Source organism: Pseudomonas sp. NPDC096950 (assembly GCF_044762525.1).
In the GTDB taxonomy this organism is placed as follows: Bacteria; Pseudomonadota; Gammaproteobacteria; order Pseudomonadales; family Pseudomonadaceae; genus Aquipseudomonas.
Genome location: NZ_JBIWEL010000008.1, coordinates 76563 through 103361, shown reverse-complemented (window position 1 = coordinate 103361; position 26799 = coordinate 76563). Strand labels below are relative to the sequence as shown.

Below are 26799 nucleotides of genomic sequence, written 5' to 3'. Positions count from 1 at the left end.
GTCCTCAAAAAAAGTCCGCAAACGGACTGTTCCGACGGGCAGGCTTTTCATGCCGTCGAACAAAGCAGGCATAATACCGCGCCTTCGCCCGCGAAGCGCCTTTCCCACATTGCCGGTCGCCCCCCTTGAACGAACACCCGATGTCCAACGCCTTACGCCCCTCGGCCTGCCCGGGGTTGCTGCGTATTGTCCAGGCGCTGGATGGCGGGATCTGCCGGATCAAGTTGAATGGCGGATCGATCAGTGCCGAACAGGCCGAAGCGGTGGCCGATGCTGCCGAGCGCTACGCCGGTGGGGTGATCGAGGCGACCAACCGCGCCAACCTGCAGATTCGCGGGATTGGCAGCGAAGAGTCGGCATTGATCGAGAGCCTGTTGGCCGCCGGATTGGGGCCGCGCACCGCTGCGGGCGACGATGTGCGCAACCTGATGCTCAGCCCGAGCGCCGGGATCGATTCGCGGATGCTGCTCGATACACGCCCGTTGGCCGAACAGATCCTCACCAGTCTGCAAAGCCACGGACGTTTCCACGAATTGAGCGCCAAGTTCGCCGTGCAACTCGATGGCGGCGAAGCGCTGGCGATGCTCGAACATCATCATGACCTGTGGTTGAGCGCCGTTGAGCGAGATGGCGAATGCTTGTTGGCTTTCGGTCTGGCCGGTTGTCCGACGGAGACACCGATCGGTGCGGTGCGGCTGGAACACGGTCACGCACTGGTGATCGCGGTGCTTGAATTGTTCCTCGACCTGGCGCGTCCCGAGCAGACGCGCATGCGTCATCTGCTGGCCGAGCAACCGGTGGCCGGGTTTGTTGTGCAACTGGCCGAGCGTGTGCCGCTATTACCCATCACCAGCGTGCCGCGTGACTCAAGCATGCCGCCGATCGGTGCTTATCCACAGCGTGAATCCGACCGGGTCTACGTTGGCGCAGTTCCGCCATTGGGCCGACTCGACGCCGCCATGCTCCGGGGCGCCGCCAAACTCGCCCGTTTACACGGCGATGGCAGCCTGCGCTTCACGCCATGGCAAAACCTGCTGCTGCCCAATATCCACGAAGACGATGCCGCTCAAGTTATCCACAACCTGGAAAACCTGGGCCTGCGCTGTTCGGCGGACGATGCCCTGGCGCATCTGATTGCCTGCACCGGTTCCGCTGGTTGCGGCAAAGGCCTGGCCGACACCAAGGGCGATGCGCTGCAACTGGCGGCGCTGCTGCAACGTCACGGTCAAATTCAGAATGTGCACCTGTCCGGTTGCTCGCGTTCCTGCGCGGCGGCGCACGTTGCGCCAGTCACGTTGCTGGCAGTGTCACCCGGTCACTACGACCTCTATTTTCGCGATGCAGCCCAGCCCGGTTTCGGCGCGCTGCACGCACGCAACCTTACTATTGAAGCGGTCGCGACCCTGCTCGACGCCCGCTCACGGAGCCCCCTAGATGCTTGATTACATCCGCGACGGTCAGGAGATCTATCGCAACTCCTTCGCGATCATTCGCGCCGAGGCCAACCTCTCGCGCATCCCGGCCGACCTGGAAAAACTCGCCGTGCGGGTGATCCACGCCTGCGGCATGGTCGAGGCCATCGACGGTCTGCAATTCTCTGAAGGCGCCGGCAAGGCCGGGCGCGATGCACTGGCGGCCGGTGCGTCGATCCTGTGCGACGCGCGGATGGTCAGCGAAGGCGTGACCCGCGCGCGCCTCCCCGCGAACAATCAGGTGATCTGCACCCTGCGCGATGAAAGCGTTCCGGAGCTGGCCCGCGAGCTGGGCAACACCCGCTCCGCCGCCGCGCTGGAACTGTGGCGCCCGTACCTGGAAGGTAGCGTCGTGGTGATCGGCAACGCACCGACCGCGCTGTTTTACCTGCTGGAGATGATCGACGCCGGCGCCCCGAAACCGGCGCTGATCCTTGGCTTCCCGGTGGGCTTCGTCGGCGCCGCTGAATCCAAGGCCATGCTCGCGGCGGACAGTCGCGGTGTGCCGTTTGTGATCATGCAAGGTCGGCTGGGCGGTAGTGCCATGGCCGCCGCCGCTGTCAACGCCCTCGCGACGGAGATCGAATGATGCAGCAACCTGGACGCTTGATCGGCCTGGGCGTGGGCCCCGGTGATCCGGAACTGATTACCGTCAAAGCCCTGCGCCTGCTGCGCGAATCGCCAGTGGTGGCGTACTTCGTGGCCAAGGGCAAGAAGGGCAATGCGTTCGGCATCATCGAAGCGCATCTGGTTGATGCGCAAAACCTGCTGCCGCTGGTGTACCCGGTGACCACTGAAGCGTTGCCGGCACCGTTGTCCTACGAGCAAGTGATCAGCGATTTCTACGACACCGCCGCCGAGCAGCTCGCCGAACACCTGGACGCGGGCCGTGATGTGGCGGTGATCTGCGAAGGCGATCCGTTCTTCTACGGCTCCTACATGTACCTGCATGATCGCCTGGCCGAACGCTACGTCGCCGAAGTGGTGCCGGGTGTGTGCTCGATGCTCGGCGGCGCGTCGGTGCTGGGTGCGCCGCTGGTGTATCGCAATCAGAGCCTGTCGGTGTTGTCCGGCGTGTTGCCCCATGAAGAACTCAAGCGACGCCTGGCTGATGCCGATGCGGCGGTGATCATGAAGCTGGGGCGCAACTTCCCGAAGGTGCGTCAGGTGTTGCAAGAACTCGGCATGGACGGGCGCGCGCTGTACGTCGAGCGCGCGACCATGGCCAACCAGAAAATCGTCCCGCTGGATGAAGTCGAGCCGATGTCTTCGCCGTACTTTTCGCTGATCATCGTGCCCGGCGAACGGTGGCAAGGGTGATCGGCCGTCGTGCTCCAGCGATTGTCATCCTCGGCAATGGCAGCCTCGCCACGGCGCGCAAGATTCAGCAACGCTACCCGGATGCGGTGATTCACGGTCTGGCCGGGCGGGTTGACGGCGTCGACCGCGAGTATCAAGAGTTCGGCGCGACCCTGCGCGAGCTCTATCAACAGGACACGCCAATCATCGCCCTGTGCGCGGCCGGCATTGTCATCCGCACCCTGGCGCCGCTGTTGCTGGAAAAAGGCGCCGAGCCGCCGGTTCTGGCCGTGGCCGAGGACGGCAGCGCCGTGGTGCCGTTGCTCGGTGGCTTGGGCGGGGTGAATGTGTTGGCGCGGGAAATCGCCGCAGCGCTGGATGTCGCCGCAGCCATCACCACCAGCGGTGAATTGCGTTTTGGCACCTGCCTGCTCAACCCGCCTAGCGGTTATGCCCTCAGCGATCTGGAGTTGGGCAAGCGCTTCGTTTCGGACTTGCTCGCTGGCGAATCCGTGCGCATCGAAGGCCCGGCGCCGTGGCTGGCCGAGGCGCAATTGCCGGAGGATCAGCAGGCACGACTGGCGATCCATGTCGGGCATGCCGAGCGTCAGCCGAGCGTCAATGAACTGTTGATCTATCCGCGCAATGTGCTGGTGGCGGTGACGGCAGTAACGTCGGATTCCATTCGCGCGGCATTGCACGAAGCGAACATTGCCGTGCAATCGCTGGCCTGTTTGTTAGCGGATGAACGCGACATGGCCAACAGCATATTGCGCGAGACCGCGCTGGAACTGGGTGTGCCGCTGCGTTTTGGCGCTCGCTCCGGGACTGCGCTGGAACAGACGCGGGACGCTGTGCCATCGCTGCTCACGGCTATTGAAGTCAACGACTCGATGGCCATCGGGATCGCTGCTGAACCACTCGATCCACTGTTGATTGGCCGCCCTCGCGGTCGTCTGGCCGTGATCGGTCTGGGCCCTGGCGCAGCCGAACTGATGGTGCCAGCGGTGAAAGCCGAACTGGCCCGGGCCAACGATGTACTGGGTTATGAAACCTATGTGCGCATGGCCGGGCCGTTCCGCGCCGATCAAGTGATGCACTGCACCGACAACCGCGAAGAGATGCAGCGTGCCCGCCACGCCTTCGAACTTGCGGCTCAGGGGCGTTCGGTGGTGGTGGTGTCGTCCGGTGATCCCGGTGTGTTCGCCATGGCGGCGGCGGTTATGGAAGCGTTGCACGAATCCAGCGATGCGAGCTGGCACAACGTCGATCTTGAAATCCTGCCCGGCGTTTCCGCATCCCTAGCAACTGCAGCCCAGTCCGGCGCGCCGTTGGGGCATGACTTCTGCGTGATGTCGCTGTCGGACAACCTCAAGCCGTGGTCGATCATCGAGAAGCGCCTTGATCTGGCCTCCCAGGCCGACCTGGCCCTGGCCTTCTACAACCCGATTTCCCGTTCGCGCCCCTGGCAATTGGGCCGCGCACTGGAGATCGTCGCGCAACACCGCACTGCCGAAACGCCGGTGGTGTTGGGGCGTGACATTGGCCGTCCGGGCCAGACGTTGCGCGTGACCACCCTGGGGCAGCTGACCCCGGATCAGGTGGACATGCGCACGATGGTGCTGATTGGCTCGTCCACTACTTGCGTATTCCCGCGCGCCGGGGGAGGCGAGTGGGTTTATACGCCGCGCTGGTATGGCGACAAGCCTGTTAGTTAAATAAAAAACGCCTCTTTTGAGGCGTTTTTTTTATGGGTTCTTTGTTATATCCGGTATGGGTTATTCAATCCGGGATTGTCGGTGCTTGAGTTTCAAGTTGTGTGGACACTAATTGAATATCTTTGCGGTTTGATAAAGTTGGCTTGGATCGTTAGTTTGGCTTTATTCATTTTCTTTTTTCAGTATTGATGCGTGGCCGTTTGTTCGGCTGTGCGGTGTTAATGTGTTTTGTTGAATAAGGATGTTTAACCATGAGTCAGCAGGAAGTGGTAAGTGGTAATGAATATGTCAGCTTTGCCGATCTTTTAAATCGTTCTGATCTGGAGCGCCTTATTCGGCCCTATAAAAAGACTGACCAGTACGATGCCATCCTCCGCTATTACCAAGGCTGTATCGACGCGCAGGATGACGCCGCCCTGCTTCGCCCGTTGGTGTTGCTCAAAGAAGCATTAGGCTCACTGGTCCCACCGGTGCGCCTGCGCCGTGACACGGACGAGCCGCTGTCCGCCGGCAACGGTGCCGAGCCCATCGTCGAGCTTCATCAGAAGATCAGCGATTACGGCAGTCGGGTCGTTCAGAGTGTCGAAGTGCTGAAAGGCGCGATACTTGAAGTTCCAAAGAAGCTGCACTTTGTCTGGCTGGGCGGAGGTGTTGGAGAGATTCAGCGTGACTACATCAATGTCTGGAAACAGATTATGGTCAAGGACGGCCATAAACTGATGCTGTGGTATGACGCCGATGCGCTGCTGGCCCATGAGACAAACCGGATCATTGTTCAAGCCGCAAAGGCTGCCGCCATGGCGGCGGGAGGCGACAAACTTACCGGTCATCTCGATCTTTACAAGTTGTATGCCGAGCGATTGATACCGCTGAAGGAGCAACTTCACGCACATATTCTCAGCGCCAATGAGCAGGGGAAAAGTGCCGATGAGGCGCGAATCGATTTATTGGTTCGCGGCTATGGGCAAGACGAAAAAGCACTCAGGGCATTGCGTGATAAACATGTTCGCAGTCTGGCTGCCCTGGCCAGCGAAGATCTGTTGTTATGCGATTTGCAACAGTTGGAAGCGCCGATGCGCGTCGAGGAGATCTACCAGCGGGAAATAAACCTGCGAGGTAACTTTGCCGCCGCTTCGGATGTTGTGCGTGCAGAAGTCATGTCAATTGAAGGCGGGTTGTATACCGACGTGGATCATCTGCCGCCAATGAAACAGATATTGGGCAGCGTGGATATCAGCACGTTTGGTGACGATGCGCTGCAAGGCGTTTTGCAGTTGCTGCTGGATCACAGCCCCGAATGGATGCCGGGCCGTCAACAAATCGCGAGTCGGTATAAACGGTATTTCGAGTCCATTCCACACGATCGACGTGCCGCACTGGAAACATTCGCCCAAAGCCGTCCAGCGCTGAATGATGTGTTCCACATCCCGGAAAACCGCCGGGTGGGCCTGAATGGCATGCGCGCCGGGGCCATTGATTTATCGGTCACGAACGCCTTTCTGGTGGCGCACCCAGGCTCTGCAGCGGTCGATGCAGTCATCAATCGCTTCCTGCTCAATTACGAGGTGGTCAAGGCTACGGCTCGCAAGGCTGTTGAGCAACATGTCAGCTATTCCGATATGCCGTCCATGGACCGGCTGGCAATGGAAGCCATCGTTGAACAGTTCGGGGCGCTGGAGGAATTGCCGTCCATGGAAGCGTACTCCATCACAAGGGTTGCCGAAGGGGCTGCCGATTACTACGCCGATGGCCTATACCCCGATAGTGAAAACACTATCTTTTTAACCGGGCCGATTGCACTGCTTGAGGGGATCGGCGATTACGAGAAAAGCAACCTGACGCCAAGAGGGGCCGAAGAATTGCGCCGGCTCGTCGGGATCCCGGGTAACGACACGGTCAATCGGCACACCGAAGAAGAACGGGACCATTCCTGGAAGGAGCAGACCCCTTCGCGAGACCAGTGGCTGATCGATGAAAAGAAACGCTGGCAGGACGGTCTGTTCACGGCTCGCTACAAAGGCGACATGGCCGAGTTACTCAAACGCCAGACCCTCGAGTTCGAAGCCGGATGGCCGTTGATCGAAGGTCGGCATGTGCTGTCGATCAGTATTCTCCAGCGCTTGCTCGATCACCTCGGCGAGCCATTCCTGAAGGCAATGAGTCAAGGCAGTGATGCCCGCGTGACGTTCGACAAACTGTTGCCACTGGGTTTTGACGAGCGCCAGGCCATCATCGCTCAAGATGTCAGGGCGTTCCCGCCTGCGGTGATCAGCGACGCCGGGACTCAAGGTCTTTCCATCACTGAAGCGCTTGACCGCCTGGCCAGCGGTGCGTTGCTGGCGGAGCAATTGAGCGCTGCCCAACGCCTGTTTCTCGGTCAACTGCTGGGGCTTGAGTCGCTGGACAATCGCAGCTTCGAAGCGGCGGCGGATGAGCTTGAAAACCTCGCCAGAAAAATCAGCGATAAAGGCGTGGCGGGCCGTTACGCGGTGATCGAGGAACAGTTATTCAAGTACAAGGCTTCTGAGTTCATGGCGGGGTTTGCCCGCCCGGTCGAACACGCGGTGGCCCACTCCGAGACGGCGCTGGCGCTGAAGAAAAACGCCATGGACCAACCCTTGAGCCTGCGCCAATGGGGGCAGCATGTGGCCCGGATCCAGCAAGTGGCAAAAACCGAATTCCGTGAACGGCTTGCCGAGCGCTCCGGTGAACTGCTGGGCAGTTTCAGCGAGGGTGAAGCGCGCTTTGTACCGCAGGATCTGTTGTTCGATGGTTTCGGCGACACCATCGGTCGGCGGTGTTATCCCTTGGTGCTGGCCATGGCGGCAGCGATTTCCAAGGGGGAGGCGGCGGTCACCACCCTGCGTGAGCGGTTCTACGAGAGCGTTCTGGCGCCTGAGGACAGCCATTCGCAAACCTTCGTGCGCACCATCGAATCGTTGCACGGTGTAGAGGTAAGCGAGGTCGGCACTCCCCCGCGGGTCAATCTGCAACAGATGGTGGATGTGCTTAAGGCCCGGACGACCACTAGCACCCTGATGCTCAACTCCGACAACCACGCCATGCTCGTGGGCAAGACCTGGGTGGGTGAGCGCAGCACCTATCACTTCTACGATCCAAACCTCGGTGTTTTCGAGTTTGCGCAGCCCGATGGCATGCTCAGTGACCTGCGGAATTTTTTTGAAAACATGGGCATGGCTGATTACTACAGTGCCTATGGCGAGCGTGGCCGGCCAACGTTTGATCTGGTCGAAGTGCAGAGCGAGCGGATTGCTCAATTGGAGTTGTCCTCGGGCGTGCGGGTAGAGGACGTGCTGTTGCCCGGGGCATTGAAAGAGGTAGAAGTTTTCAGAGACCGAAAACGACTGGCCAGTGCCCGGGGCCAATCCCTGGTGAGCAACCCGCGACTGGGCAAAAGCCTGATGGCGCTGGACAGCCACTGGTGGGGTCAGCAAATCACCCAGGCCAGCCAGGATCTGCAAACCAAAAACCAACTGACCGCCGACTTCATTCCGTTGTTTGAAACCCTGGAAATCAATCCCCAGGGCGACTATCAACTGAGCCTGATCAAACCCGAAAAGCCCGGCGTCCCCGAACAACTGGTGCGTGTCACTACCGACGATCAGCGCTTCCTGCGCATCAAGAATCACCTCACCGAACTCTTCGACAAACTGACCATGCGCCGGGCTGGCGCGCTCGATCCGACCGGCGTTGGCGCCGTGCATACCCTCAACGCCGGTTTTGCGATCCAGGCCTTGATGAACGCGTTGCGTAGTCGCGAAGGGGAAGATCGAAGCCTGACGCTGGCGGTGCGTCTGCACGCGTATGTGAACTACGCGCAGATCGTTCATGGTCTGGTTATCGATATGGCGGGTGTTGTCAGTCTGGTGCGCCAGGGCCTGGCTCAGGAACGGCTGATTGCCCAGACGAGTTCCACAGTGGCGGGCGAGGCACTTGGGCATGTGGCGGGTGAAGGCGTTGGTACGGTGTTGGGCATGGTCAATGTCGGGTTTGATATCTACCAGTTGAGCCAGGCCGACAACGATGTGGACGTCGCTCGTTTCGGTACGCAATTGGCCTTCGACTCGGCCAGTGCCGTACTGGGCGCCGTGAGCATGGGCGCCGGCCTGGCGTCGGCCGCTACGGTGGCCGCGTTCTTCGGCGGAGCGTCAGTGATCGTCGGCGGACTGGCCGTCGGTGTCGGCGCATTGGCCCAGGGCTTTGCCATGGTGGCCGAGCGCTCCAAACAGGTCGGGTTGTTTTTCCATGAATTGGATCAGGCGTATCGCGGCGCACCTTTCAGTTGGAGCCCGCAGCAGAACGCCTGGCAGGCGCATCCGAAGCTGGTGATCCAGCGCCTGGACCTGCGCAACGGCGTGGTGACGTACGACAGTCAGCGGCTGTTCCCGCTGCGTGATCATTTCGGCGTGCCGGATTACGTGGTGGATTACGACCGTGCGATCAATCTGCGTCAAAGCCTCAGGCTACCTGGCTCGGGCACCTTTCGTCCGGCGGCGGGCGAGGTGATTGTCCTGCCGTGTACGCCTCAAACGTTCTACGGCTACGACTATCACACGCTGCCGTTTGCCACCTGGCGGCATGACCAGGGTTTCGATGTCGCACGCCGTTTGGAAACGAAAGACGCGGCGGGACAGTGGCAGTTCCTGTTCACGTTTTATTCGTTCCCGGGCGAATACATTCTGCAGAATATTTACCCATCCTACCGGCCGCATACCACCACAGTGATTCAGGTCGGACTCGACGATGTGCCCCGCACACTGGTAGTGCCGACGCTGCTCAAAAGTTGGCATGGCCGGGTCGCGTATGAGATCGAGGCCAGTGATGCGCCTTGCACATTGATGCTCAACCAGGGGGTGGACGTTCTACTCAAGTCATCAAGTTTCAAGACACTGCAGTGGACGTTGCTGGCAACCTGGGCAGAGGAGAGCGACGTGCAGTTCCTGAGCGGCGGGGCCCTGAGAATCGGCGGGGTCAACCTCAGCTACCGTGGCGAAGCGGTGTTCGATGTCACGTTGCATTTGTCGGGCAACAACCGCTTTCGGGTCGACCATCGCCGGCAGGTGTTGATACCGCTGGAAGTGGAGGCACTGCCGGGTACCGATGCCCAGGCATTGCAATCGCACTTCAAGGCGTTGGCCCGGGAGCACCGACTGGAGCAGCCGTACACGCCTGTGCACAACTTCCTGATCCCGTTCGACGACCCCAAGGACGAGCGTCACACCACCGCTTACTACGATTCGGCGCAGGACCGTTTCCTCTACATTCAGGATGACGACGTCATTGTGCCCACCGATCCGCTGTTGGGCGCGGTGGTGGATGGCTCGGCGTATTTCTATCACCCGCAGAGCGTCGAGGTGTTAAAGACCGATGTGGTCAGCGGCTTGATCAGCCACCGCTATCGACTGATGCTCAAGCGTGGAGAGTTCGCCATCACGCAATGTTCGGCGGTATCCGGCGGGGTCAAGGTTGTCCAGGAAGTGATCGAGGGCGATCAAAGCTACAGCCTGGAATATCTGCTCACCGACGAAGGCGTGTTGCTCACTTCGCTGACGCGCGGTCTTGAAACCACGCTGGAAGATGTTCTGAGCCAGACGCCAACACTGGCAGACTGGAAGCCGTTGTTGGGAGAGTACATCGCGTGGCCCGCAGTGACCGCGAAGGAGCGCTTTGTCACATCGAACTGGCAACTGGGCGCCTTCGTTGCCGTTCACTGGAAACCGGAAGAAGGCCGGTCTGACATGAGTTGGGTTCGCAGCAGCGATGGCTTGATTGTCCGACCGTTGCCCCCGCGGCATCACCTGCGGGGCTGGAAGGATTCGGACAAGGACAAGCACCAATCCAGCCTGCTGGCCCCGGCGGGAACGGATGGGGATGTGTTTGTTGTTTACAAGCACGAGAGCTCGCGTCTGTGCGTGCAGCGCCGTTCTATCGTGAATGAGCAGGTCGAGCTGTCGGTCGAGTGGAAGACACTCAAGGGGCTCAAAAATGTTGCCGTGACGCAGGAAGGTTGCCTGGCCGTGACTGACGACGGGCTGTTCTACGAGCTGACGCCCCAGGGTGAGTTGCAACTGGGAGGAATGACCGAAGTCTGGTTCAAGGACCGGCCGCAATGGTGGACACAATTGCCTGCGCTGGTGGCCGAGGAGCCTTTCACTACGCTGGCCCTGATCGGCCTGAGCAACGCTCGCGGTGATGCGCGCTTGGGCGCCTGGTACCTCGAAGGGCGCCTGGTGCTGGCCGACCTGAGGCATGGCAAGGAAGTACGGTTGCTGGGGGCGACCCCGGATAACGCGGCGGCCTGGTTGTTCGATGTCGTCACGGGCGAGCTCTATCGCCAACCCTTTATCGATGACCGACAACTGCCGAATGCCTTTGGCGACGGAACCCGGTTGCTGGCCGCTGATGCGCTGCCAGCGCTGCAGCCGCTATGGAACCCATGGGCTTTCGCTGATGTGGTGCGCCAAGGTGCCGGCCTGCTGGCCACCACCGCGGAGGGCATTCAGATGGAGCTGAACCATCAGGAGCCCGCGTTGATCACCGGCGTCGACAGCCAGTGGGTACGGGAGCACGCCGATAACCTGGTCGAACATCTCAAGGCGCTGGTCAACAGCACGCAGCGTTGCGCGCCGTTGCTGCGCGTGGCTCATCCGCTGCGCCAACAGTGGTTTGTCAGCAACAGCGGGCGGTTGATCGACGCGGCCAACGTGCCGCGTCCCGAGTCCTCCGTTGCGCTGGGCACTCAGCGACAGACCAACGTCTTGCTGTTCGATGCCGCCGACGGTTTATTGCGCCGCTATCCGCTCACCGGCACCGTCGGGCCGCTGGACTATGTGCAACGCAACGCCGACACCCTGACGGTGGAAAGCAACTTGAAACTCGATGATGTGCTGCCATTGATTCCCGATGATGTCAGTACCCTGGTCCTGCGTCTGGGCCGTGCCGGCGCCAAGTGCCGATTGTCCAAAGCAGCCTGGCGTCGACTGGAATCAGTGATCGTCGATTGCCGACCGCCCCTTGGCAAACAGGCATCTGCACGGGTCAAACTGGACTGGGTGCTGGACTCGCCGGAGCAACTGATCGTCAGCCTGGTGGATGAACACCTGGTGATGCTGGATCCCGTGACGTGTCACAGCCTGATCTTTCGGGAAGCCTGTGCGAAGGATGTCACGCTGCGTGGCGAGGTGTTGTTGTCGATCAAGGGCTATCAGCCCATTGCCATCTCATCGCTGGTGACCAAGCCAGGCGTCACGGCTGGCATACCGCTCAAAACGCTGCTGAAGAACCGGCAGAGTACCGCGGAAAATCAAGTCTGATCCCTCTACGCTGAGCCGCTCAACGGACCCCCTTCACATGGTTTTTAACGTGTGAGGGGGTTTTTATTGGTGGGAGTGTTGACGGTTCAGGGCTTGCGCTGCCTCAGGGCAAATCGCTTCATGACCTGTTCACGGAGTTTGGCTGTCATCAGCTGCCTTTTCGTGTCGAGGACACTTCTGTCCAATTTAAGAAATGCACGTTGCTGAACAATTTTTGCCGACTTGGTCTCCCAGGGCCAAAACAGAAAGCGACTCTGTTCAGTGTGGGCGATCAACTCAAGATTGAAGACAGCCATGTGAAGGTTGCCCCGTGAGTCGTAACGGCTCGGTGCCACTTGAAAGCGACGTCCCTTGAGACTTTCTTCATCCAGTGAAAGCGTTGCGAGCCTGTCTGGCTTCAGGGCGTCGAGGGTGTCGATCATGGCGTTCCCCTGGCGAGGGTCGCCCATGGTTTGTGCGCTTTGCACAAGAAAATCGGCAACACTCCCGGAAATATCGATGCGGGTGCGGGTCGTGATCGCACCTTCATGGAGCGACCAGCCGAAAAACATCAGCGTGCGAATGTATTCGTCCAGCCAGTAGTGTGAGTTGGCAAAGCGATTTTGAATAAGGTCGGCTGAGCGGGTGGCAATGTGGGTACAACTCGTCAAATCATCAAAGTCTTGCAGTGACAGTTCGTCGATGCACGAAATAAGGTTGTGGTTTGTTATCGCGCCAGTGGGTGTTTCATTACTCATGAATCTTCCTTGAATATTAAGCTTAAGTTGCAGTGCCGTTGTGGGTGTTGGTGAGTTGTAAAGACTACAGTGCTGGTGGTGGGCATTTAAATAAATAGAGGTTTTAATGGTTGTTGATGTGTTTCTTGTTTTTAGTGTGGCTGGTTTATGAGGTGTTGGTTGTACATATGTTGAATTTAATAGGGGTTTGTTTGCCGAGTTGCGGTGCGTTAGATTCTTCTGGCGCACAAAGGGGTGCGCATTAATTGATAAATGGATTGTTGGATATGAATACTATGGAAAGTGTTGTTAGTGTTGAGAAAAGTATTGCGTTGATCAAGGCACGCATTAGTAAGCGCCGCACCGTGCAGCCCAGGTTTGCACGCATGCAGGCATTTTCGGTAGAAGACACCAGCAGCCCGACCAAAGAGCTGGACGCCGTGGTGCTGGCCAATACCCTGGTGGGGTATGGCGCCAACATCTCGCTGGAGAACATGGCGATTATTGAAAACCTGATCAAGTTCTCGAAACTTGAAGCCAGCTACGAAGTGCCCGGCGATAACCCGCAAGCCTGGTATCTCGCCTTCTTGCAGTGCATGGACGAGGTCGGATGTTTTGTCGCTGATTCCGGTTATACCGCTTATAGGAAAAGCTCGCGTCAACTGACCATGGATAACATCGTGACCGATATCGTCAAGGCCGGTATCGATGCGGCGAAAGCCGCGATTCCGAGTGCTGCGATACTGGGGGCGATTGCCGATACAACATTGGCTGCCTTGAAAAAAGAGCCGGAAGCGATCAACTTGTTCAACCGCGAAGTGACCGGCAGCAAAGGCGTCAGGCTGGCGGTGATGCCATGTGATGAACTGGCGAACGGAATTATCATGACTTCGTTGGCATCGATCGACAGTGTTGGCGGCAGCAAGGAAACATCGCCGGTGTTCTTCAACTGGAAAACATCCGGCCGCGATATTTTCCGTGGCAGTTCTTATATTACTTTTAACCCAATTCGCTATGCGGCAGTCAAGGATGATCTGGAAGGTTACCTGGGGGAACATTTCAAGGCTGCGCTGAGCAAAAGATTCCAGCGCCGCAAGAAGTGAAGTAAGTAAGGCGAGTCAGAAGAAAACCAGGGCCGAGGGCGATGATTCCCTCGGCCTTGTGCAGTCAGGGCACTAGATAGCCCTTCACCCCGGTAAAGATAATCTGCGCCGCCAGTGCGCAGACAAACAACCCCATCAACCGGCTGACAATCTGCAAACCCTGGTCGCCGAGTATCCGCTCGATGCGGTTGGACAGATAAAGCACCACCCCCACCGTAAAACTGGCCAAGGCAATACTGAGAATCGCCGTGAGCTTGTCATCCCAATGCGGCTGGCTCACACCCATCACCAGCAGCGCACCGATGGTGCCGGGGCCGACTGTCAGGGGAATCGTCAGCGGTACGATGGTGACGTCCTGCTGCACGTTGTCGGTCTGCACCGCCGACTTGCCCTGGGCCATGCCCAGTGCCGAGATGAACAGCACGCTGCCGGCACCGATGCGGAACGCGTCCACGGTGATGCCGAACACACTGAAAATCACGCGTCCGAACAGGTACAGCAAGACACTGGAGACCAGCGTGGCGACCGCCACTTTCCAGGCCAGGCGGCGTTGTTCCTTGCGCGAATAACCGCGGGTCAGACTGATGAAACAGGACAACACGAAGAACGGGCTGTAGAGCACCAGCATCTTCAAGTAAACGCTGAACAACACGTGGAGCATGGGTGCTAGCTCACTGGCGGGGGAAGTCGAGGGGGAGTCTATCAGGCGCTAAGGCGTCTGTCGGCTCAGGACGTTTGCGCCGCCGCCCGGTTCTGCTGATCGCGCTGGGCGACCCAGTGCTCGATCAATTCGCGTAGCTGCGACAACTCGACCGGTTTGGCCATATGCCCGTCCATGCCGGCCTGGCGTGCGCGCTCTTTATGCTCGGCGAGGATATGCGCGGTCAGCGCGACGACAGGGGTGCGAATCCGCTGGTTGCCGACTTCCCACGCGCGCAATTGCTGGGTCGCGGAGAAACCGTCGAGGATCGGCATTTCGCAGTCCATCAGCACCAGGTCGTAGCGTTGGGCTTTCATCGCCTGCAGTGCCTCTTCGCCGTTGCTGGCGGTGTCTGGTTGCAGGTTGAGCTTGCCCAGCATGCCGCGAATCACCTTGGTCGAGATGCTGTTGTCTTCGGCCACCAGGATGCGGAAATCGCTGGGCACCTTGACGGGCAGGGTCGGGCCGACAGGCAGTTGATGCGACACGGCCAGGCCTTTGTTGCGCTGGTTCAGTTCGTCCGCGAGGGTGGTCTTGAGGGTGTAGCCGGCCACCGGTTTGGCGAGGATGCGCTTGATCCCCGAGTTGCGGGCGATGATCTTGCTCGGCGCATTGCTGATGCCCGTGAGCATGATCAGCAGAATGTCGTGATTGAGGCTCGGGTCTTCCTTGATCTTGGCCGCCAGTTGCATGCCGGTCATGCCAGGCATGTTCTGGTCGAGCAGGACCACGTCGAAGTAATCCCGCAGATGCGCCTTGGTGCGCAGCAGGGCCAGGGCTTCCTTGCCGGACGGTACGGCGCTGACATTCAGGCCCCAGGCGCTGCACTGTTGCACCAGCACCTTGCGGCAGGTGTCGTTGTCGTCGACTACGAGCACGCGCGCACCTTGTAACGGGCTGTCGAGATCGGAGGTCGGGTGTTCGAGGCGGTCTGGGTCCAGCGGCAAGGTCAGCCACAGGGTGCTGCCCTGGTTGGTGCCGCTCTTGATCCCGAACTCCCCTTGCATCAGGCGAATCAATTGACGGGCAATCACTAGCCCCAGATTGCCACCCAGGCGAGTGGCCGAGAGGAAATGCTTGCTGTGCAGTTCGGCGTGCATCAGCGCATCACGTTCTTCGGCTTCCATCGGCACACCGCTGTCCTGCACGGCGATGCGCAGGCGCGGTTTGGCGCTGCGGTCGTCGAGGGCGACAACGATCAGGATCTCGCCCTCGTCGGTTTTCTTCAGGGCGTTTTCCAGCAGGCTCAGCAGGGTCTGGCGCAGACGGGTCGGGTCACCGCTGATCACCCGCGGCACTTGCGGCTGGATAAAACTGATCAGCTCGACGTTCTGCTGCTCGGCCTTGGCGCGGAAGATACTCAGGCAATCTTCGATCAGGGCATTGAGGTCGAATTGCACGTCGTCCAGTTCGATCTGACCGGACTCGAGCTTGGAAATGTCGAGAATCTCGTTGATCAGGGTCAGCAGTTCATTGCCGGCGCTGTGGATGGTCTGCACGTAATCCCGCTGCTTGACCGACAGCGGCGTACCCAGCAAAAGCTCGGTCATGCCCAGCACGCCATTCATCGGCGTGCGGATTTCGTGGCTGATCTTGGCCAGGAACTCGGCCTTGGCATTGATCTCGGCGTTGCTGGCGGCCAGGTCGCGGCTGACGCTGAAACGGTCTTCGGTGATGCTGCGCTGACGTTCGCCCAGGGCAATGCTCATGAGCAGGCCGCTGATACAGATGAAGGCCAGCAGGGTGATGATCAGGCCTTGCGGTGCCACCAGGGTCAGCCCCAGCAATGCCGGCAAGATGATCAGCGCACCGATGTTGAACACCACCATCGCCGCCACGAACAATCGGGCCGGGCGATAGCCTTTTTGCCAGTGATAGGCGCTGACGAACAACATGCTCAGGCCCGCGAGAGCGACCAGGGCGTAGGTAATGACGTTCAGCGGCAGGGTGTTGACGAACAACAGCAACAGCCCGGCGACCACGGTGAACAGAATGTCCCCGAGCAGCAGCTTGTTCAGCGGATGCGGGCCCAGTGGCGCAAAGAAACGGTAGGCGAACATCAGGCCGCACGGCGCCGTCAGCAACAAGGCGAGATAGGCACCGGGAGTCTGGACGGCGTGCCAGTTCGGCAGCCATGGCCCGGCCAGGTTCAGCAACAGGATCAGGCTGAGCATCAGCAGGAATTCACACGCGGCAAGCCACAGGCTGCTGCGCGAGCGGGTGTAGGCGTAACGCACGACGTTGTGCAGGATCAGCATGGCGATGCAGCCGAACAGCAGGCCGTAGATCAGCGTGAGGTTCTGATTGGCTGCGGTCATCACCGCCGACTGCAGGGTGATGTAAGGCCGCAACTGGTGCTCGGAAACCAGCCGGACATAGACATCGAGGGTTTTGTCGCTTTGGGGCAGCGGCAACATGAAGTCGCTGCTGGGCAGTGGCCGATCAACCTGGGGTTGTTGGGTGCCGGTGTTCAGTTGTTCGACCAGCGTTTCGCCGTCCAGCACGTATAAATTGAGGTGCGACAGATCAGGGGCGAATACCCGCAGCAATTGTTCGTGTTTGCCGGGGGCCAGCTTGAAACGCAGCCATAACGCACCGTCGGGCTCCGCCGCGGTGAGGCGGTCGAGTTCGATGGGGCTGAATTGATTGGTGAAGCGTGCGGAGCGGATGTCGCTTAACGCCAGGTCGCCCTGTTCGTCGAGCAATACCGACCAGCCACTGCCTTGCGCGGCCTGGGCCGGGAGCATGCAGAGCAAGGTCAACAGAGTGACGGTAAGTCCTATGGCAATCCTGAGCCAGCGCACGGCGAAATCCCTTCGTAGGTTGATGCCAGAATATAACTATGCGCGGCGCCGGAATAGTCCGGCAAGGGCATCACGCCCTTGCCTGGCCGAATGGATGGCTTATTCCTGATTTTCGCCACGCTCGCGGGCAATGGCGCGGTAGCCAATGTCCTTGCGATAGAAGCTGCCTTCCCAGTCGATCTTGGCCGCCACCTTGTAAGCCTGCTGCTGCGCTTCATCAACGCTGGCGCCCATGGCCGTGGCGCACAGCACCCGACCACCGGCCGTCACCACCTGACCGTCCTTCAGCGCAGTCCCGGCGTGGAAGACTTTACCTTCCAGGCCCGCGGCTGCGTCCAGACCGTTGATCGCCACGCCTTTAGCGTAGTCGCCAGGATAGCCGCCCGCCGCCAGCACAATACCGACGCTCGGACGTGGATCCCATTGCGCTTCGACCTTGTCCAGCGCTTGCGCCAGGGCCGCTTCGACCAGCAATACCAGGCTCGACTGCAAGCGCAGCATCACCGGTTGGGTCTCAGGGTCGCCGAAACGGCAGTTGAACTCGATAACTTTTGGGTTACCGGCTTTGTCGATCATCAGGCCAGCGTAGAGGAAACCGGTGTAGACGTTGCCTTCATCGGCCATGCCACGCACGGTCGGCCAGATCACCAGGTCCATGACGCGCTTGTGGACTTCAGCAGTCACGACCGGGGCAGGGGAGTAGGCACCCATGCCGCCGGTGTTCGGACCGGTGTCGCCGTCGCCAACACGTTTGTGATCCTGGCTGGTGGCCATCGGCAGTACGTTCTTGCCGTCGACCATCACGATGAAGCTGGCTTCTTCGCCGTCGAGGAATTCCTCGATCACCACGCGGGAACCGGCGTCGCCGAACGCGTTGCCAGCGAGCATGTCGCGCACGGCGTCTTCGGCTTCAGCCAGGGTCATGGCGACGATCACGCCTTTACCGGCGGCCAGGCCGTCGGCCTTGATCACGATCGGTGCGCCTTTCTCACGCAGATAAGCCAGGGCCGGCTCGATCTCGGTGAAGTTCTGGTAGTCGGCGGTCGGGATCTTGTGGCGTGCCAGGAAATCCTTGGTGAACGCTTTCGAACCTTCCAGCTGGGCAGCGCCAGCGGTCGGACCGAAGCAATCCAGGCCACGGGCGCGGAACAGGTCGACAACGCCGGCAACCAGCGGGACTTCCGGACCGACGATGGTCAGGGAGACGTTTTTCTCGGCGAAATCGGCCAGTTGCTCAAGGGCCAGCACGTCGATGGCGACGTTCTCGCACTTGGCTTCAATGGCGGTGCCGGCGTTGCCCGGAGCAACGAAAACCTTCTGCACACGCGGATCCTGAGCCACTTTCCAGGCCAGGGCGTGTTCACGGCCACCGCTGCCAATGATCAAAACATTCATTTCAAAAAACCTCGGATGACGCTAATTCTTGGTAGCACCGCAGGGTGCTCTTATGTGGGAGCGGGCTTGCTCGCGAAAGCGGTGTATCAGTCACATCATTGCTGAATGTGCCGCCGTCTTCGCGAGCAAGCCCGCTCCCACAGGGATCGCTGTATCAGTGACGGAAGTGGCGCATGCCGGTGAACACCATGGCGATGCCGGCTTCATCAGCCGCTGCAATCACTTCTGCATCACGCATCGAGCCGCCTGGCTGGATCACGGCAGTGACGCCGGCCTTGGCCGCGTTGTCCAAGCCATCGCGGAACGGGAAGAACGCATCCGACGCCATCACCGAACCCTGCACTTGCAGACCAGCGTGTTCAGCCTTGATCGCAGCGATACGCGCGGAGTTCACGCGGCTCATCTGGCCGGCGCCGACACCGATGGTCTGGCGGTTCTTGGCGTAGACGATGGCGTTGGATTTAACGTACTTGGCCACTTTCCAGGCGAAGATCAGGTCGTTGATTTCCTGTTCGGTCGGGGCACGCTTGGTCACGACTTTCAGGTCTTCGCTGCCGATCATGCCGATGTCGCGGCTCTGTACCAGCAAACCGCCGTTGACGCGTTTGTAGTCCCAGGCAGCAGCGCGATCAGCCGACCATTCGCCGCAGGCCAGCAGGCGCACGTTGGCTTTGGCGGCCACGATGGCGCGGGCTTCTTCGCTGACGCTTGGGGCAATGATCACTTCGACGAACTGACGCTCGACGATGGCCTTGGCGGTTTCGGCATCCAGTTCGCGGTTGAACGCGATGATGCCGCCGAATGCGGATTCGGTGTCAGTGGCGTAGGCCAGTTCGTAGGCCTGGCGGATACCGCCTTCGGCGTCCGGGCTCACGGCAACGCCGCACGGGTTGGCGTGCTTGACGATCACGCAGGCTGGCTTGACGAAACTCTTCACGCATTCCAGCGCGGCGTCGGTGTCGGCCACGTTGTTGTACGACAGTTCCTTGCCTTGCAGTTGGGTCGCGGTGGCGATGCCGACTTCGGCAGGCTTGGCTTCCACGTAGAACGCCGCGCTCTGGTGCGGGTTCTCGCCGTAGCGCATTTCCTGAGCCTTGACGAACTGGCTGTTGAAGGTGCGCGGGAACTCGCTGCGACCTTCGGTGCTGAGGGTGTCAGCAGCCTGGTTCACGGTGCCCATGTAGTTGGCGATCATGCCGTCGTAGGCAGCGGTGTGTTCGAAGGCCTTGAGCATCAGGTCGAAACGCTGAGCGTAGGTCAGGCCGCCGGCCTTGAGGCTTTCCAGGACGTTGGCGTAGTCGCTGGCATTCACCACGATGGCCACGTCTTTGTGGTTCTTGGCTGCCGAGCGGACCATGGTCGGGCCGCCGATATCGATGTTTTCGATGGCGGTCGGCAGGTCGCAGCCTGGCTTGTTGATGGTGGCTTCGAACGGGTAGAGGTTGACCGCAACCAGGTCGATCGGCTTGATGCCGTGCTCGTTCATGATGGCGTCGTCGATACCGCGACGACCGAGGATCCCGCCGTGGATTTTCGGGTGCAGGGTCTTGACCCGACCGTCCATCATTTCCGCGAAGCCGGTGTAATCCGCGACTTCCACTGCGGCAACGCCGTTGTCGCGCAGCAGCTTGAACGTCCCGCCGGTGGAGAGGATCTCGACACCCAGGGCTTCAAGCTCCTTGGCGAATTCGAGGATCCCGGTCTTGTCGGAGACGCTGATCAAGGCGCGGCGGATCGGCAGGCGGGTAGTCTGGTCGGTCATTTCAATTTCCATCAAAAGCAAAGGAGTCAGCAAAAAAGGCGACCGGTTTTACGCGGGCGCCTTTCTGGTTTGATTGAATGCTTACAGCAAATCGTACTGCTTGAGTTTCTTGCGCAGCGTGCCTCGGTTCAGCCCGAGCAGCTCGCTGGCCTTGGTCTGGTTGCCCTTGACGTAGTTCATCACGCATTCGAGCAGGGGCGCCTCGACTTCGGAGAGCACCAGGTTGTACACATCCGTGACGGCAGCGCCCTCAAGGTGGGCGAAATAATTGTGCAGCGCCTTCTCGACACTCCCGCGAAGGGTCTGACCTTCTTCGCTTGGCGTATTGAGGTGCTGTTTCAAAGTCACGTGGTCGCTCACGGGTGTTGTTCCACTCACTAAAGTCTCGGTCATCATCGTCATGCGGCCACCCCTTCTCCGTCCCCTGTCAGGCTCTTATAACGCTCGGCGAAGAACTCCCGAACGTTGGCGCATTGTGTTTCCGTACCATCCAAACGATTGAAGTGGGCACGGAACTCCCTGGCGCCCGGCAGGGTTGCGAGGTACCAGCCCACATGCTTGCGAGCAATGCGTACGCCCATCACGTCTCCATAGAAGGCGTGCAGCGCGGCCAGATGCTCAAGCAGAATACGTTCCACCTCGATCAGCTCCGGTGCCGGCAGTTTTTCGCCGGTACGCAGAAAATGGTCGATCTCACGAAAAATCCATGGACGCCCCTGGGCGGCCCGGCCTACCAACAGGCCATCGGCACCGGTCGCGTCGAGCACGTACCGGGCCTTCTCGGGTGAATCAATGTCGCCATTGGCGAAGACCGGAATGGACACCGCCTGCTTGATCGCGGCAATCGTGTCGTACTCGGCTTCGCCGGTGTACAGGTCGGCCCGGGTGCGGCCATGGACCGCCAACGCCGTAATGCCCGCCTGCTCGGCGATCTTTGCCACGGTCAGGCCGTTCTTGTTGTCCCGGTCCCAACCCGTGCGGATCTTCAACGTCACCGGCACATCAACCGCGGCCACCACGGCCTGCAGGATCTCGGTGACCAACGCTTCATCCTTCAACAATGCGGAACCGGCGGCCTTGTTGCAGACCTTCTTGGCCGGACAGCCCATGTTGATATCAATAATCTGTGCGCCCAGTTCCACGTTGGCCCGGGCTGCATCCGCCAGCATCTGCGCATCGCCACCGGCGATCTGTACCGAGCGTGGCTCGGGATCACCTTCGTGGATCATGCGCATCCGCGATTTGCGGGTGTTCCACAAGCTCATGTCGCTGGTGACCATTTCCGAGACTACAAGCCCTGCGCCCAGTCGCTTGCACAGCTGACGAAAGGGCTGGTCGGTGACGCCCGCCATGGGGGCGAGGATCAAGCCGTTGTGCAATGTATATGGACCGATGCGTACCGCCGACATAGGACTTCCCTGTTGTGGGGCCGGATCATGAGAGTTCGAAAAAGGGTTGGCATGATACCCGCTCTCGATGACTGGATAAAGGCTGAATTGAACAAAATCTGAACAGTTATTCTGTTATCGCCAGCGGTTTGGTCCAGGCAGGCAAAGTCAGAAAACCGCCGTCAATCCCGGAACACTGAAGCGTTTCACTCGGGCGAATGGAAGCTCAGGCTGTAGTTCACCGCTTTGGGGCCTGGATCGAGGATGTCCAGAGCGATATGGATCGGCGTTTGTGGTGGCATCTCTGCCATCCCTTCGAGGTCGCCGTTGAGGTACTCGCCGGGTTTGAAGCGACGACTGGCGATCAGATGACCGTTGAGGTCGGCAAAGCGCAGTTCCAGCAACGGGAAAGGCTGGGAGAACGCCGCGCGGTTATAAATGATGGCATCCACCACCAGCGCGCCGCTGAAGTCCGGATGGCTGCGCACCACCAGGTTGCTGCTTTTGACTTTGGCGATGTCGACCTTGGACGGCACCGTGCAGCCGATTTGCGGGCACAGTTGCTGGAACCACGGCCGGTATTGGTCCTGGCGGGCCAGTTCGTCGAAATGGTAGGCCACGTACTGGCCGACGAGGGCGCCGGCGCCGAGCAGGATCAGCACCAGCCAGAAAAACCGGCGGCCCCATGGCGAGCGGCGCTTCTGCCAGTCCAGTTGCAGCGGGTCGTCGCTCAGGTCCTGCAAGGCGTCGACACGTTCCGTCGACTCGCTGCGTTCGTGTCGCTTGCGCAAGGGGGCAATCGGGGGCAGGTCGTCGTCAGGTGCATCGGTTGCCGACAGACGATCGTGGTGCAGGGGCGCGTCGAGCGGATCATTCAGACGCAGTTGCGGCACATGGGGCTCGTCGTCCAGATCAACCGGTTCCAGAGAGAACGAAGGTTCAGTGCGCGAGTGCTTGCTCGATTCTGCCTGCGTTTCCCGTTGGTCGGCTTCGACCGCTTGGGCGCGATCAGCCGCCGATTCGCTGAAGAGGCTGTCGGACCAGGGCTCTTCGTCGTGCTCCACAGAGTCGCGGCGAGCGCTGAGGCCGTTTTCGCGGTGTCGGCCAAACTCCGTGGTCGGCTGGATTTCCCGCTGCTCGAGCCGGGCGAGTTCCTGATCCAGGTCGAGGCTGTCCAGATCCATCTCGGTGGCAGACCACTGCTTTTGGCTGATGGCCCGTACCGGCGGCTCGACGATGGTCGGGGCGACCGGTTTGACCGCGTCCTTGCCGGCGCGCTGCTCAAGCAGTTGCTTGGCGGCGTTGAACACTTGCAGGCAGGAGCCACAGCGAACCACTCCACGGGCCACGCTCAATTGAGCATGGCTGACGCGGAAGCTGGTTTGGCAATGCGGGCACTGGGTGACGAAGCTGTCGGTCATGCGGCGATCCGGATTATGCAGGCGCTCATTCTAGCGCCGACGGCCAGTGATACGCACCCAGCCATCACGATTGGCAATCGGGTCCAGGTCGAAGTCTTGAGCGTAGGCCCTGGCCACTTCTTCACCTTGCTCGGCGAGGATGCCCGACAGCGCCAGACGGCCGCCCGGTTTAACCAGGCTGGACAATTGCGGTGCCAGGGACACCAGCGGGCCGGCCAGGATATTGGCGACCAGCACGTCGGCCTGAACCTGCGGCAGGTCTTCCGGCAGGTACAGCGGGAACAACGCTTCAGCAATGTTGTTGCGCCCGGCGTTGTCGCGGGAGGCTTCCAGGGCTTGCACGTCGATGTCGGTACCGACGGCTTCCTTCGCGCCCAGCAGCAGGGCGGCGATGGCCAGAATCCCCGAGCCACAACCGAAGTCCAGCACATTGCAGTCCTTCAGGTCCTGGCCATCGAGCCATTCCAGGCACAGCGCGGTGGTCGGGTGGGTGCCGGTGCCGAACGCCAGGCCCGGGTCCAGCAGCAGGTTCACCGCATCTGGCTCAGGGGCTGCGTGCCAGCTCGGGACGATCCACAGACGCTCGCCGAAACGCATCGGCTGGAAGCCATCCATCCAGCTGCGTTCCCAGTCCTGGTCTTCGATGATTTCGCTGTGATGCTCGGGCAACGGGCCGCCGGTCAGCAATTCCATGTGGGCCAGCACGCTGGCGGCTTCGGTGCCGTCCTCGAACAGGGCCAGCAGATGGGTGTGGGACCACAGCGGCGTGGTGTTGAGTTCCGGTTCGAAGATCGGCTGATCTTCGGCGTCCATGAACGTCACCGACACGGCGCCCACTTCAAGGAAAGCGTCTTCGTAGGTTTCGGCTTGTTCTGGGCTGATGGCGAGACGGACTTGCAGCCAAGGCATGGCGGGCACCTTTGAAAAATATTGATTGCAGCCTAGCGGGCTGCGAGAAGCGCGCAAGTTTACGCGAGCGCGGAGGTTTTGTGGGAGTGGACAGCTCCGAATGCCGCTCAGTTGAAACACGACACCCCTGTAGCAGCTGGCGAAGCCTGCGTTCGGCTGCGCAGCAGTCGTGAATCCAGGCAGCGCGGTGTTTCAGGAAGACCGCGTTCTCAGGTTTTACGACTGCTGCGCAGCCGAACGCAGGCTTCGCCAGCTGCTACGACGTTATGTTGCAGCCGTATGGAAACCTCCAGAAACAACAAAGCCGCTCGAAAGCGGCTTTGTTGGTCTGGATCACATCTTAATGCTGGTTAGCCAGCTTGTGTTCCAGGTAGTGGATGTTGATTCCACCTTTGCAGAAGCCTTCATCGCGGACCAGGTCGCGGTGCAGCGGGATGTTGGTCTTGATCCCGTCGACAACGATTTCGTCCAGCGCATTGCGCATGCGCGCCAGGGCTTCGTCACGGGTTGCGCCGTAGGTGATCAGCTTGCCGATCAACGAATCGTAGTTCGGCGGAACGGCATAGCCACTGTACAGGTGCGAATCGACGCGAACGCCGTTGCCGCCTGGAGCGTGGAAATGCTTGACCGTGCCTGGGCTTGGCATGAAGGTTTTCGGGTCTTCGGCATTGATCCGGCATTCAAGTGCGTGACCGCGGATGACAACGTCTTCCTGGGTGTACGACAGCTTGTTGCCAGCGGCGATGCTGAGCATCTCCTTGACGATGTCGATGCCGGTGACCATTTCCGATACCGGGTGCTCAACCTGAACGCGGGTGTTCATTTCGATGAAATAGAACGCGCCGTTCTCGTACAGGAACTCGAAAGTGCCTGCGCCGCGGTAGTTGATGTCGATGCACGCCTTGACGCAGCGAGCGAGGACTTCCGCGCGAGCCTTCTCGTCGATGCCCGGTGCCGGCGCTTCTTCGAGAACTTTCTGGTGACGACGTTGCAGCGAGCAATCGCGGTCGCCCAGATGGATCGCGTGACCCTGGCCATCGGAAAGCACCTGGACTTCCACGTGACGTGGGTTGGTCAGGAATTTTTCCAGATAGACCATCGGGTTGCCGAACGCCGCGCCAGCTTCGGAGCGGGTCAGTTTGGCCGAGGAGATCAGGTCTTCTTCTTTATGCACAACGCGCATGCCGCGACCACCACCGCCACCGGCGGCCTTGATGATCACCGGGTAGCCGACTTCACGGCCGATGCGCAGGGCAGTTTCTTCGTCTTCCGGCAGCGGGCCGTCGGAACCTGGAACGGTCGGTACGCCGGCAGCGATCATGGCGTGCTTGGCCGATACCTTGTCGCCCATCAGGCGAATGGTGTCGGCTTTCGGGCCAATGAAGGCGAAGCCGGAATTTTCGACCTGTTCGGCGAAATCGGCGTTTTCCGCGAGGAAACCGTAGCCTGGGTGAATGGCGGTAGCGCCAGTCACTTCAGCGGCGGCGATGATTGCCGGAATATGCAGGTAAGACTTTGCAGCCGATGCCGGACCGATGCAGACGGATTCGTCCGCCAGACCCAGGTGCATCAGCTCTTTGTCAGCCGTGGAATAAACGGCGACGGTCTTGATGCCCATCTCTTTGCAGGCACGCAGGATCCGCAGGGCGATCTCACCGCGGTTGGCGATCAGAACTTTTTCCAACTTCGCAGTCATCAAAGTCTCTCCGCGGTTCAAACGATGGTGAACAGCGGTTGGTCGTACTCAACCGGCTTGCCGTCTTCGACGAGGATGGATTCGATCACACCGCTGGTTTCAGCTTCGATGTGGTTCATCATCTTCATCGCTTCAACGATGCACAGGGTGTCGCCTTTCTTCACGGTCTGGCCGACTTCAACGAAGGACGGCGAGCTTGGCGAGGATTTGCGATAGAAGGTGCCGACCATCGGCGAACGGGCAACGGTGCCGTTCAGCACTGGCGCGGCCGGAGCAGCAGGGGCGGCGGCAGCAACCGGGGCAGCGGCAACAGGTGCCGGGGCCGGAGCGTGCATTGGCGCTGGAGCGTAGTACTGCTGAGCCGGGGTTTTGCTATGACGGCTGATGCGTACGGACTCTTCGCCTTCCTTGATCTCGAGCTCGTCGATGCCGGACTCTTCCAGCAATTCGATCAGTTTCTTAACTTTACGGATATCCATGAATCATCAACTCCCAAGGGTCGGTCAGGGGCGTTCAACGCTTGTTGTTCAAGCCGTTGCCTGTCTTTCAAGCTGCTCTAGTGCGGCCTCCAGGGCCAGTCGATAACCGCTGGCGCCAAGGCCGCAGATCACTCCCACCGCTATATCGGAGAAGTAAGAGTGATGGCGGAAAGGTTCGCGTTTGTGCACGTTAGACAAATGCACTTCGATGAATGGGATGCTCACCGCCAGCAGCGCGTCACGTAATGCGACGCTTGTGTGTGTAAAAGCTGCTGGATTGATCACGATGAAGTCCACACCTTCGCCGCGAGCGGCGTGGATGCGGTCGATCAATTCGTACTCGGCGTTGCTTTGCAGGTGCAGCAAATGATGGCCGGCTTCGCGGGCACGGCGTTCCAGGTCCTGGTTGATCTGCGCCAGTGTCGTAGCGCCGTAGGTGCCCGGTTCGCGGGTGCCGAGCAAGTTCAGGTTGGGTCCGTGCAGAACCAGTAGCGTCGCCATCTGCTGTTCCTTGTTATCTGTGTGCAATTGTCAGAACCCGGCGACTATGCCGCAAAGCCTTTGTGACTGTCCAGTTCTATGCAATAGCCAGCACGATGGCCG

18 protein-coding genes are annotated in these 26799 nt (G+C 60.1%); 6 read left to right on the top strand and 12 right to left on the bottom strand.

Annotated features, from left to right (window positions below):
- The first annotated feature begins 140 nt into the window (after positions 1–140).
- The 5 genes from cobG (at position 141) to ACIQY3_RS15030 (ending at position 11823) form a co-directional block, all read left to right on the top strand.
- Positions 141–1442, top strand: a complete 1302-nt coding sequence (cobG, locus tag ACIQY3_RS15050; RefSeq protein WP_403020667.1) for a precorrin-3B synthase — start codon at positions 141–143, stop codon at positions 1440–1442.
- A complete protein-coding gene (locus tag ACIQY3_RS15045) occupies positions 1435–2061 on the top strand; it encodes a precorrin-8X methylmutase (protein WP_403020664.1) in 627 nt (208 codons plus the stop codon). Before cobG ends, ACIQY3_RS15045 begins: the two co-directional genes overlap by 8 nt.
- Positions 2061–2792 carry a precorrin-2 C(20)-methyltransferase gene (locus ACIQY3_RS15040; RefSeq protein WP_403020904.1) on the top strand — a complete coding sequence of 244 codons (732 nt, stop codon included), beginning with the start codon at positions 2061–2063 and terminating at the stop codon, positions 2790–2792. Before ACIQY3_RS15045 ends, ACIQY3_RS15040 begins: the two co-directional genes overlap by 1 nt.
- Entirely contained in the window at positions 2792–4489 is a 1698-nt protein-coding gene (gene cobJ, locus ACIQY3_RS15035; RefSeq protein WP_403020902.1) for a precorrin-3B C(17)-methyltransferase, read from the top strand. Before ACIQY3_RS15040 ends, cobJ begins: the two co-directional genes overlap by 1 nt.
- 251 nt (positions 4490–4740) lie before the next feature.
- A complete protein-coding gene (locus ACIQY3_RS15030; protein WP_403020661.1) occupies positions 4741–11823 on the top strand; it encodes a TcdA/TcdB pore-forming domain-containing protein in 7083 nt (2360 codons plus the stop codon).
- 86 nt (positions 11824–11909) lie between these two features.
- On the opposite strand, the gene ACIQY3_RS15025 is transcribed toward ACIQY3_RS15030, so the two are convergent.
- Positions 11910–12560: a hypothetical protein gene (locus ACIQY3_RS15025; protein ID WP_403020658.1), complete on the bottom strand. Its 651-nt coding sequence runs from the start codon at positions 12558–12560 to the stop codon at positions 11910–11912.
- Between the two features lie 266 nt (positions 12561–12826).
- Between ACIQY3_RS15025 and ACIQY3_RS15020 the strand changes: the two genes are divergently transcribed.
- Positions 12827–13642: a hypothetical protein gene (locus ACIQY3_RS15020; protein ID WP_403020655.1), complete on the top strand. Its 816-nt coding sequence runs from the start codon at positions 12827–12829 to the stop codon at positions 13640–13642.
- Positions 13643–13706: 64 nt separating this feature from the next.
- Here the strand turns inward: ACIQY3_RS15020 and ACIQY3_RS15015 are convergent, their stop codons facing one another.
- The 11 genes from ACIQY3_RS15015 to aroQ form a co-directional block, all read right to left on the bottom strand.
- Positions 13707–14303 (bottom strand): MarC family protein, encoded by a 597-nt coding sequence (locus ACIQY3_RS15015; RefSeq protein ID WP_054044032.1) that lies wholly within the window; start codon positions 14301–14303, stop codon positions 13707–13709.
- Between the two features lie 65 nt (positions 14304–14368).
- Positions 14369–17146: a response regulator gene (locus tag ACIQY3_RS15010; protein ID WP_403020652.1), complete on the bottom strand. Its 2778-nt coding sequence runs from the start codon at positions 17144–17146 to the stop codon at positions 14369–14371.
- Between the two features lie 99 nt (positions 17147–17245).
- Positions 17246–18541 (bottom strand): phosphoribosylamine--glycine ligase, encoded by a 1296-nt coding sequence (gene purD, locus ACIQY3_RS15005; RefSeq protein WP_403020649.1) that lies wholly within the window; start codon positions 18539–18541, stop codon positions 17246–17248.
- A gap of 154 nt (positions 18542–18695) precedes the next feature.
- The gene (gene purH, locus ACIQY3_RS15000) at positions 18696–20303 is read right to left on the bottom strand and encodes a bifunctional phosphoribosylaminoimidazolecarboxamide formyltransferase/IMP cyclohydrolase (RefSeq protein ID WP_403020647.1); all 1608 of its coding nucleotides are present in this window, start codon (positions 20301–20303) and stop codon (positions 18696–18698) included.
- Between the two features lie 81 nt (positions 20304–20384).
- Entirely contained in the window at positions 20385–20705 is a 321-nt protein-coding gene (gene fis, locus ACIQY3_RS14995; protein ID WP_403020645.1) for a DNA-binding transcriptional regulator Fis, read from the bottom strand.
- Positions 20702–21712: a tRNA dihydrouridine synthase DusB gene (dusB, locus tag ACIQY3_RS14990; RefSeq protein ID WP_123510800.1), complete on the bottom strand. Its 1011-nt coding sequence runs from the start codon at positions 21710–21712 to the stop codon at positions 20702–20704. The genes fis and dusB overlap by 4 nt, the downstream gene beginning before the upstream one ends.
- Positions 21713–21897: 185 nt before the next feature.
- Complete coding sequence (locus tag ACIQY3_RS14985; RefSeq protein WP_403020642.1) at positions 21898–23112, bottom strand: DUF3426 domain-containing protein; 1215 nt, start codon at positions 23110–23112, stop codon at positions 21898–21900.
- 30 nt (positions 23113–23142) lie between these two features.
- Positions 23143–24021, bottom strand: a complete 879-nt coding sequence (gene prmA / locus ACIQY3_RS14980; protein WP_213941029.1) for a 50S ribosomal protein L11 methyltransferase — start codon at positions 24019–24021, stop codon at positions 23143–23145.
- A 340-nt stretch (positions 24022–24361) separates the two neighbouring features.
- Positions 24362–25717 (bottom strand): acetyl-CoA carboxylase biotin carboxylase subunit, encoded by a 1356-nt coding sequence (gene accC, locus ACIQY3_RS14975; RefSeq protein WP_054044025.1) that lies wholly within the window; start codon positions 25715–25717, stop codon positions 24362–24364.
- 17 nt (positions 25718–25734) lie between these two features.
- Entirely contained in the window at positions 25735–26196 is a 462-nt protein-coding gene (gene accB, locus ACIQY3_RS14970; RefSeq protein ID WP_403020638.1) for an acetyl-CoA carboxylase biotin carboxyl carrier protein, read from the bottom strand.
- A gap of 48 nt (positions 26197–26244) precedes the next feature.
- Complete coding sequence (gene aroQ / locus ACIQY3_RS14965; RefSeq protein ID WP_054044023.1) at positions 26245–26697, bottom strand: type II 3-dehydroquinate dehydratase; 453 nt, start codon at positions 26695–26697, stop codon at positions 26245–26247.
- Positions 26698–26799 lie beyond the last annotated feature (102 nt).

Bases quoted from the DNA above. Each gene is read 5' to 3' on its own strand.
- cobG (WP_403020667.1), top strand. From the start codon at position 141: ATGTCCAACGCCTTACGCCCCTCGGCCTGCCCGGGGTTGCTGCGTATT.
- ACIQY3_RS15045 (WP_403020664.1), top strand. From the start codon at position 1,435: ATGCTTGATTACATCCGCGACGGTCAGGAGATCTATCGCAACTCCTTC.
- ACIQY3_RS15040 (WP_403020904.1), top strand. From the start codon at position 2,061: ATGCAGCAACCTGGACGCTTGATCGGCCTGGGCGTGGGCCCCGGTGAT.
- ACIQY3_RS15030 (WP_403020661.1), top strand. From the start codon at position 4,741: ATGAGTCAGCAGGAAGTGGTAAGTGGTAATGAATATGTCAGCTTTGCC.
- ACIQY3_RS15025 (WP_403020658.1), bottom strand. From the start codon at position 12,560: ATGAGTAATGAAACACCCACTGGCGCGATAACAAACCACAACCTTATT.
- ACIQY3_RS15020 (WP_403020655.1), top strand. From the start codon at position 12,827: ATGAATACTATGGAAAGTGTTGTTAGTGTTGAGAAAAGTATTGCGTTG.
- ACIQY3_RS15015 (WP_054044032.1), bottom strand. From the start codon at position 14,303: ATGCTCCACGTGTTGTTCAGCGTTTACTTGAAGATGCTGGTGCTCTAC.
- purD (WP_403020649.1), bottom strand. From the start codon at position 18,541: ATGAATGTTTTGATCATTGGCAGCGGTGGCCGTGAACACGCCCTGGCC.
- purH (WP_403020647.1), bottom strand. From the start codon at position 20,303: ATGACCGACCAGACTACCCGCCTGCCGATCCGCCGCGCCTTGATCAGC.
- fis (WP_403020645.1), bottom strand. From the start codon at position 20,705: ATGACGATGATGACCGAGACTTTAGTGAGTGGAACAACACCCGTGAGC.
- dusB (WP_123510800.1), bottom strand. From the start codon at position 21,712: ATGTCGGCGGTACGCATCGGTCCATATACATTGCACAACGGCTTGATC.
- ACIQY3_RS14985 (WP_403020642.1), bottom strand. From the start codon at position 23,112: ATGACCGACAGCTTCGTCACCCAGTGCCCGCATTGCCAAACCAGCTTC.
- prmA (WP_213941029.1), bottom strand. From the start codon at position 24,021: ATGCCTTGGCTGCAAGTCCGTCTCGCCATCAGCCCAGAACAAGCCGAA.
- accC (WP_054044025.1), bottom strand. From the start codon at position 25,717: ATGACTGCGAAGTTGGAAAAAGTTCTGATCGCCAACCGCGGTGAGATC.
- accB (WP_403020638.1), bottom strand. From the start codon at position 26,196: ATGGATATCCGTAAAGTTAAGAAACTGATCGAATTGCTGGAAGAGTCC.
- aroQ (WP_054044023.1), bottom strand. From the start codon at position 26,697: ATGGCGACGCTACTGGTTCTGCACGGACCCAACCTGAACTTGCTCGGC.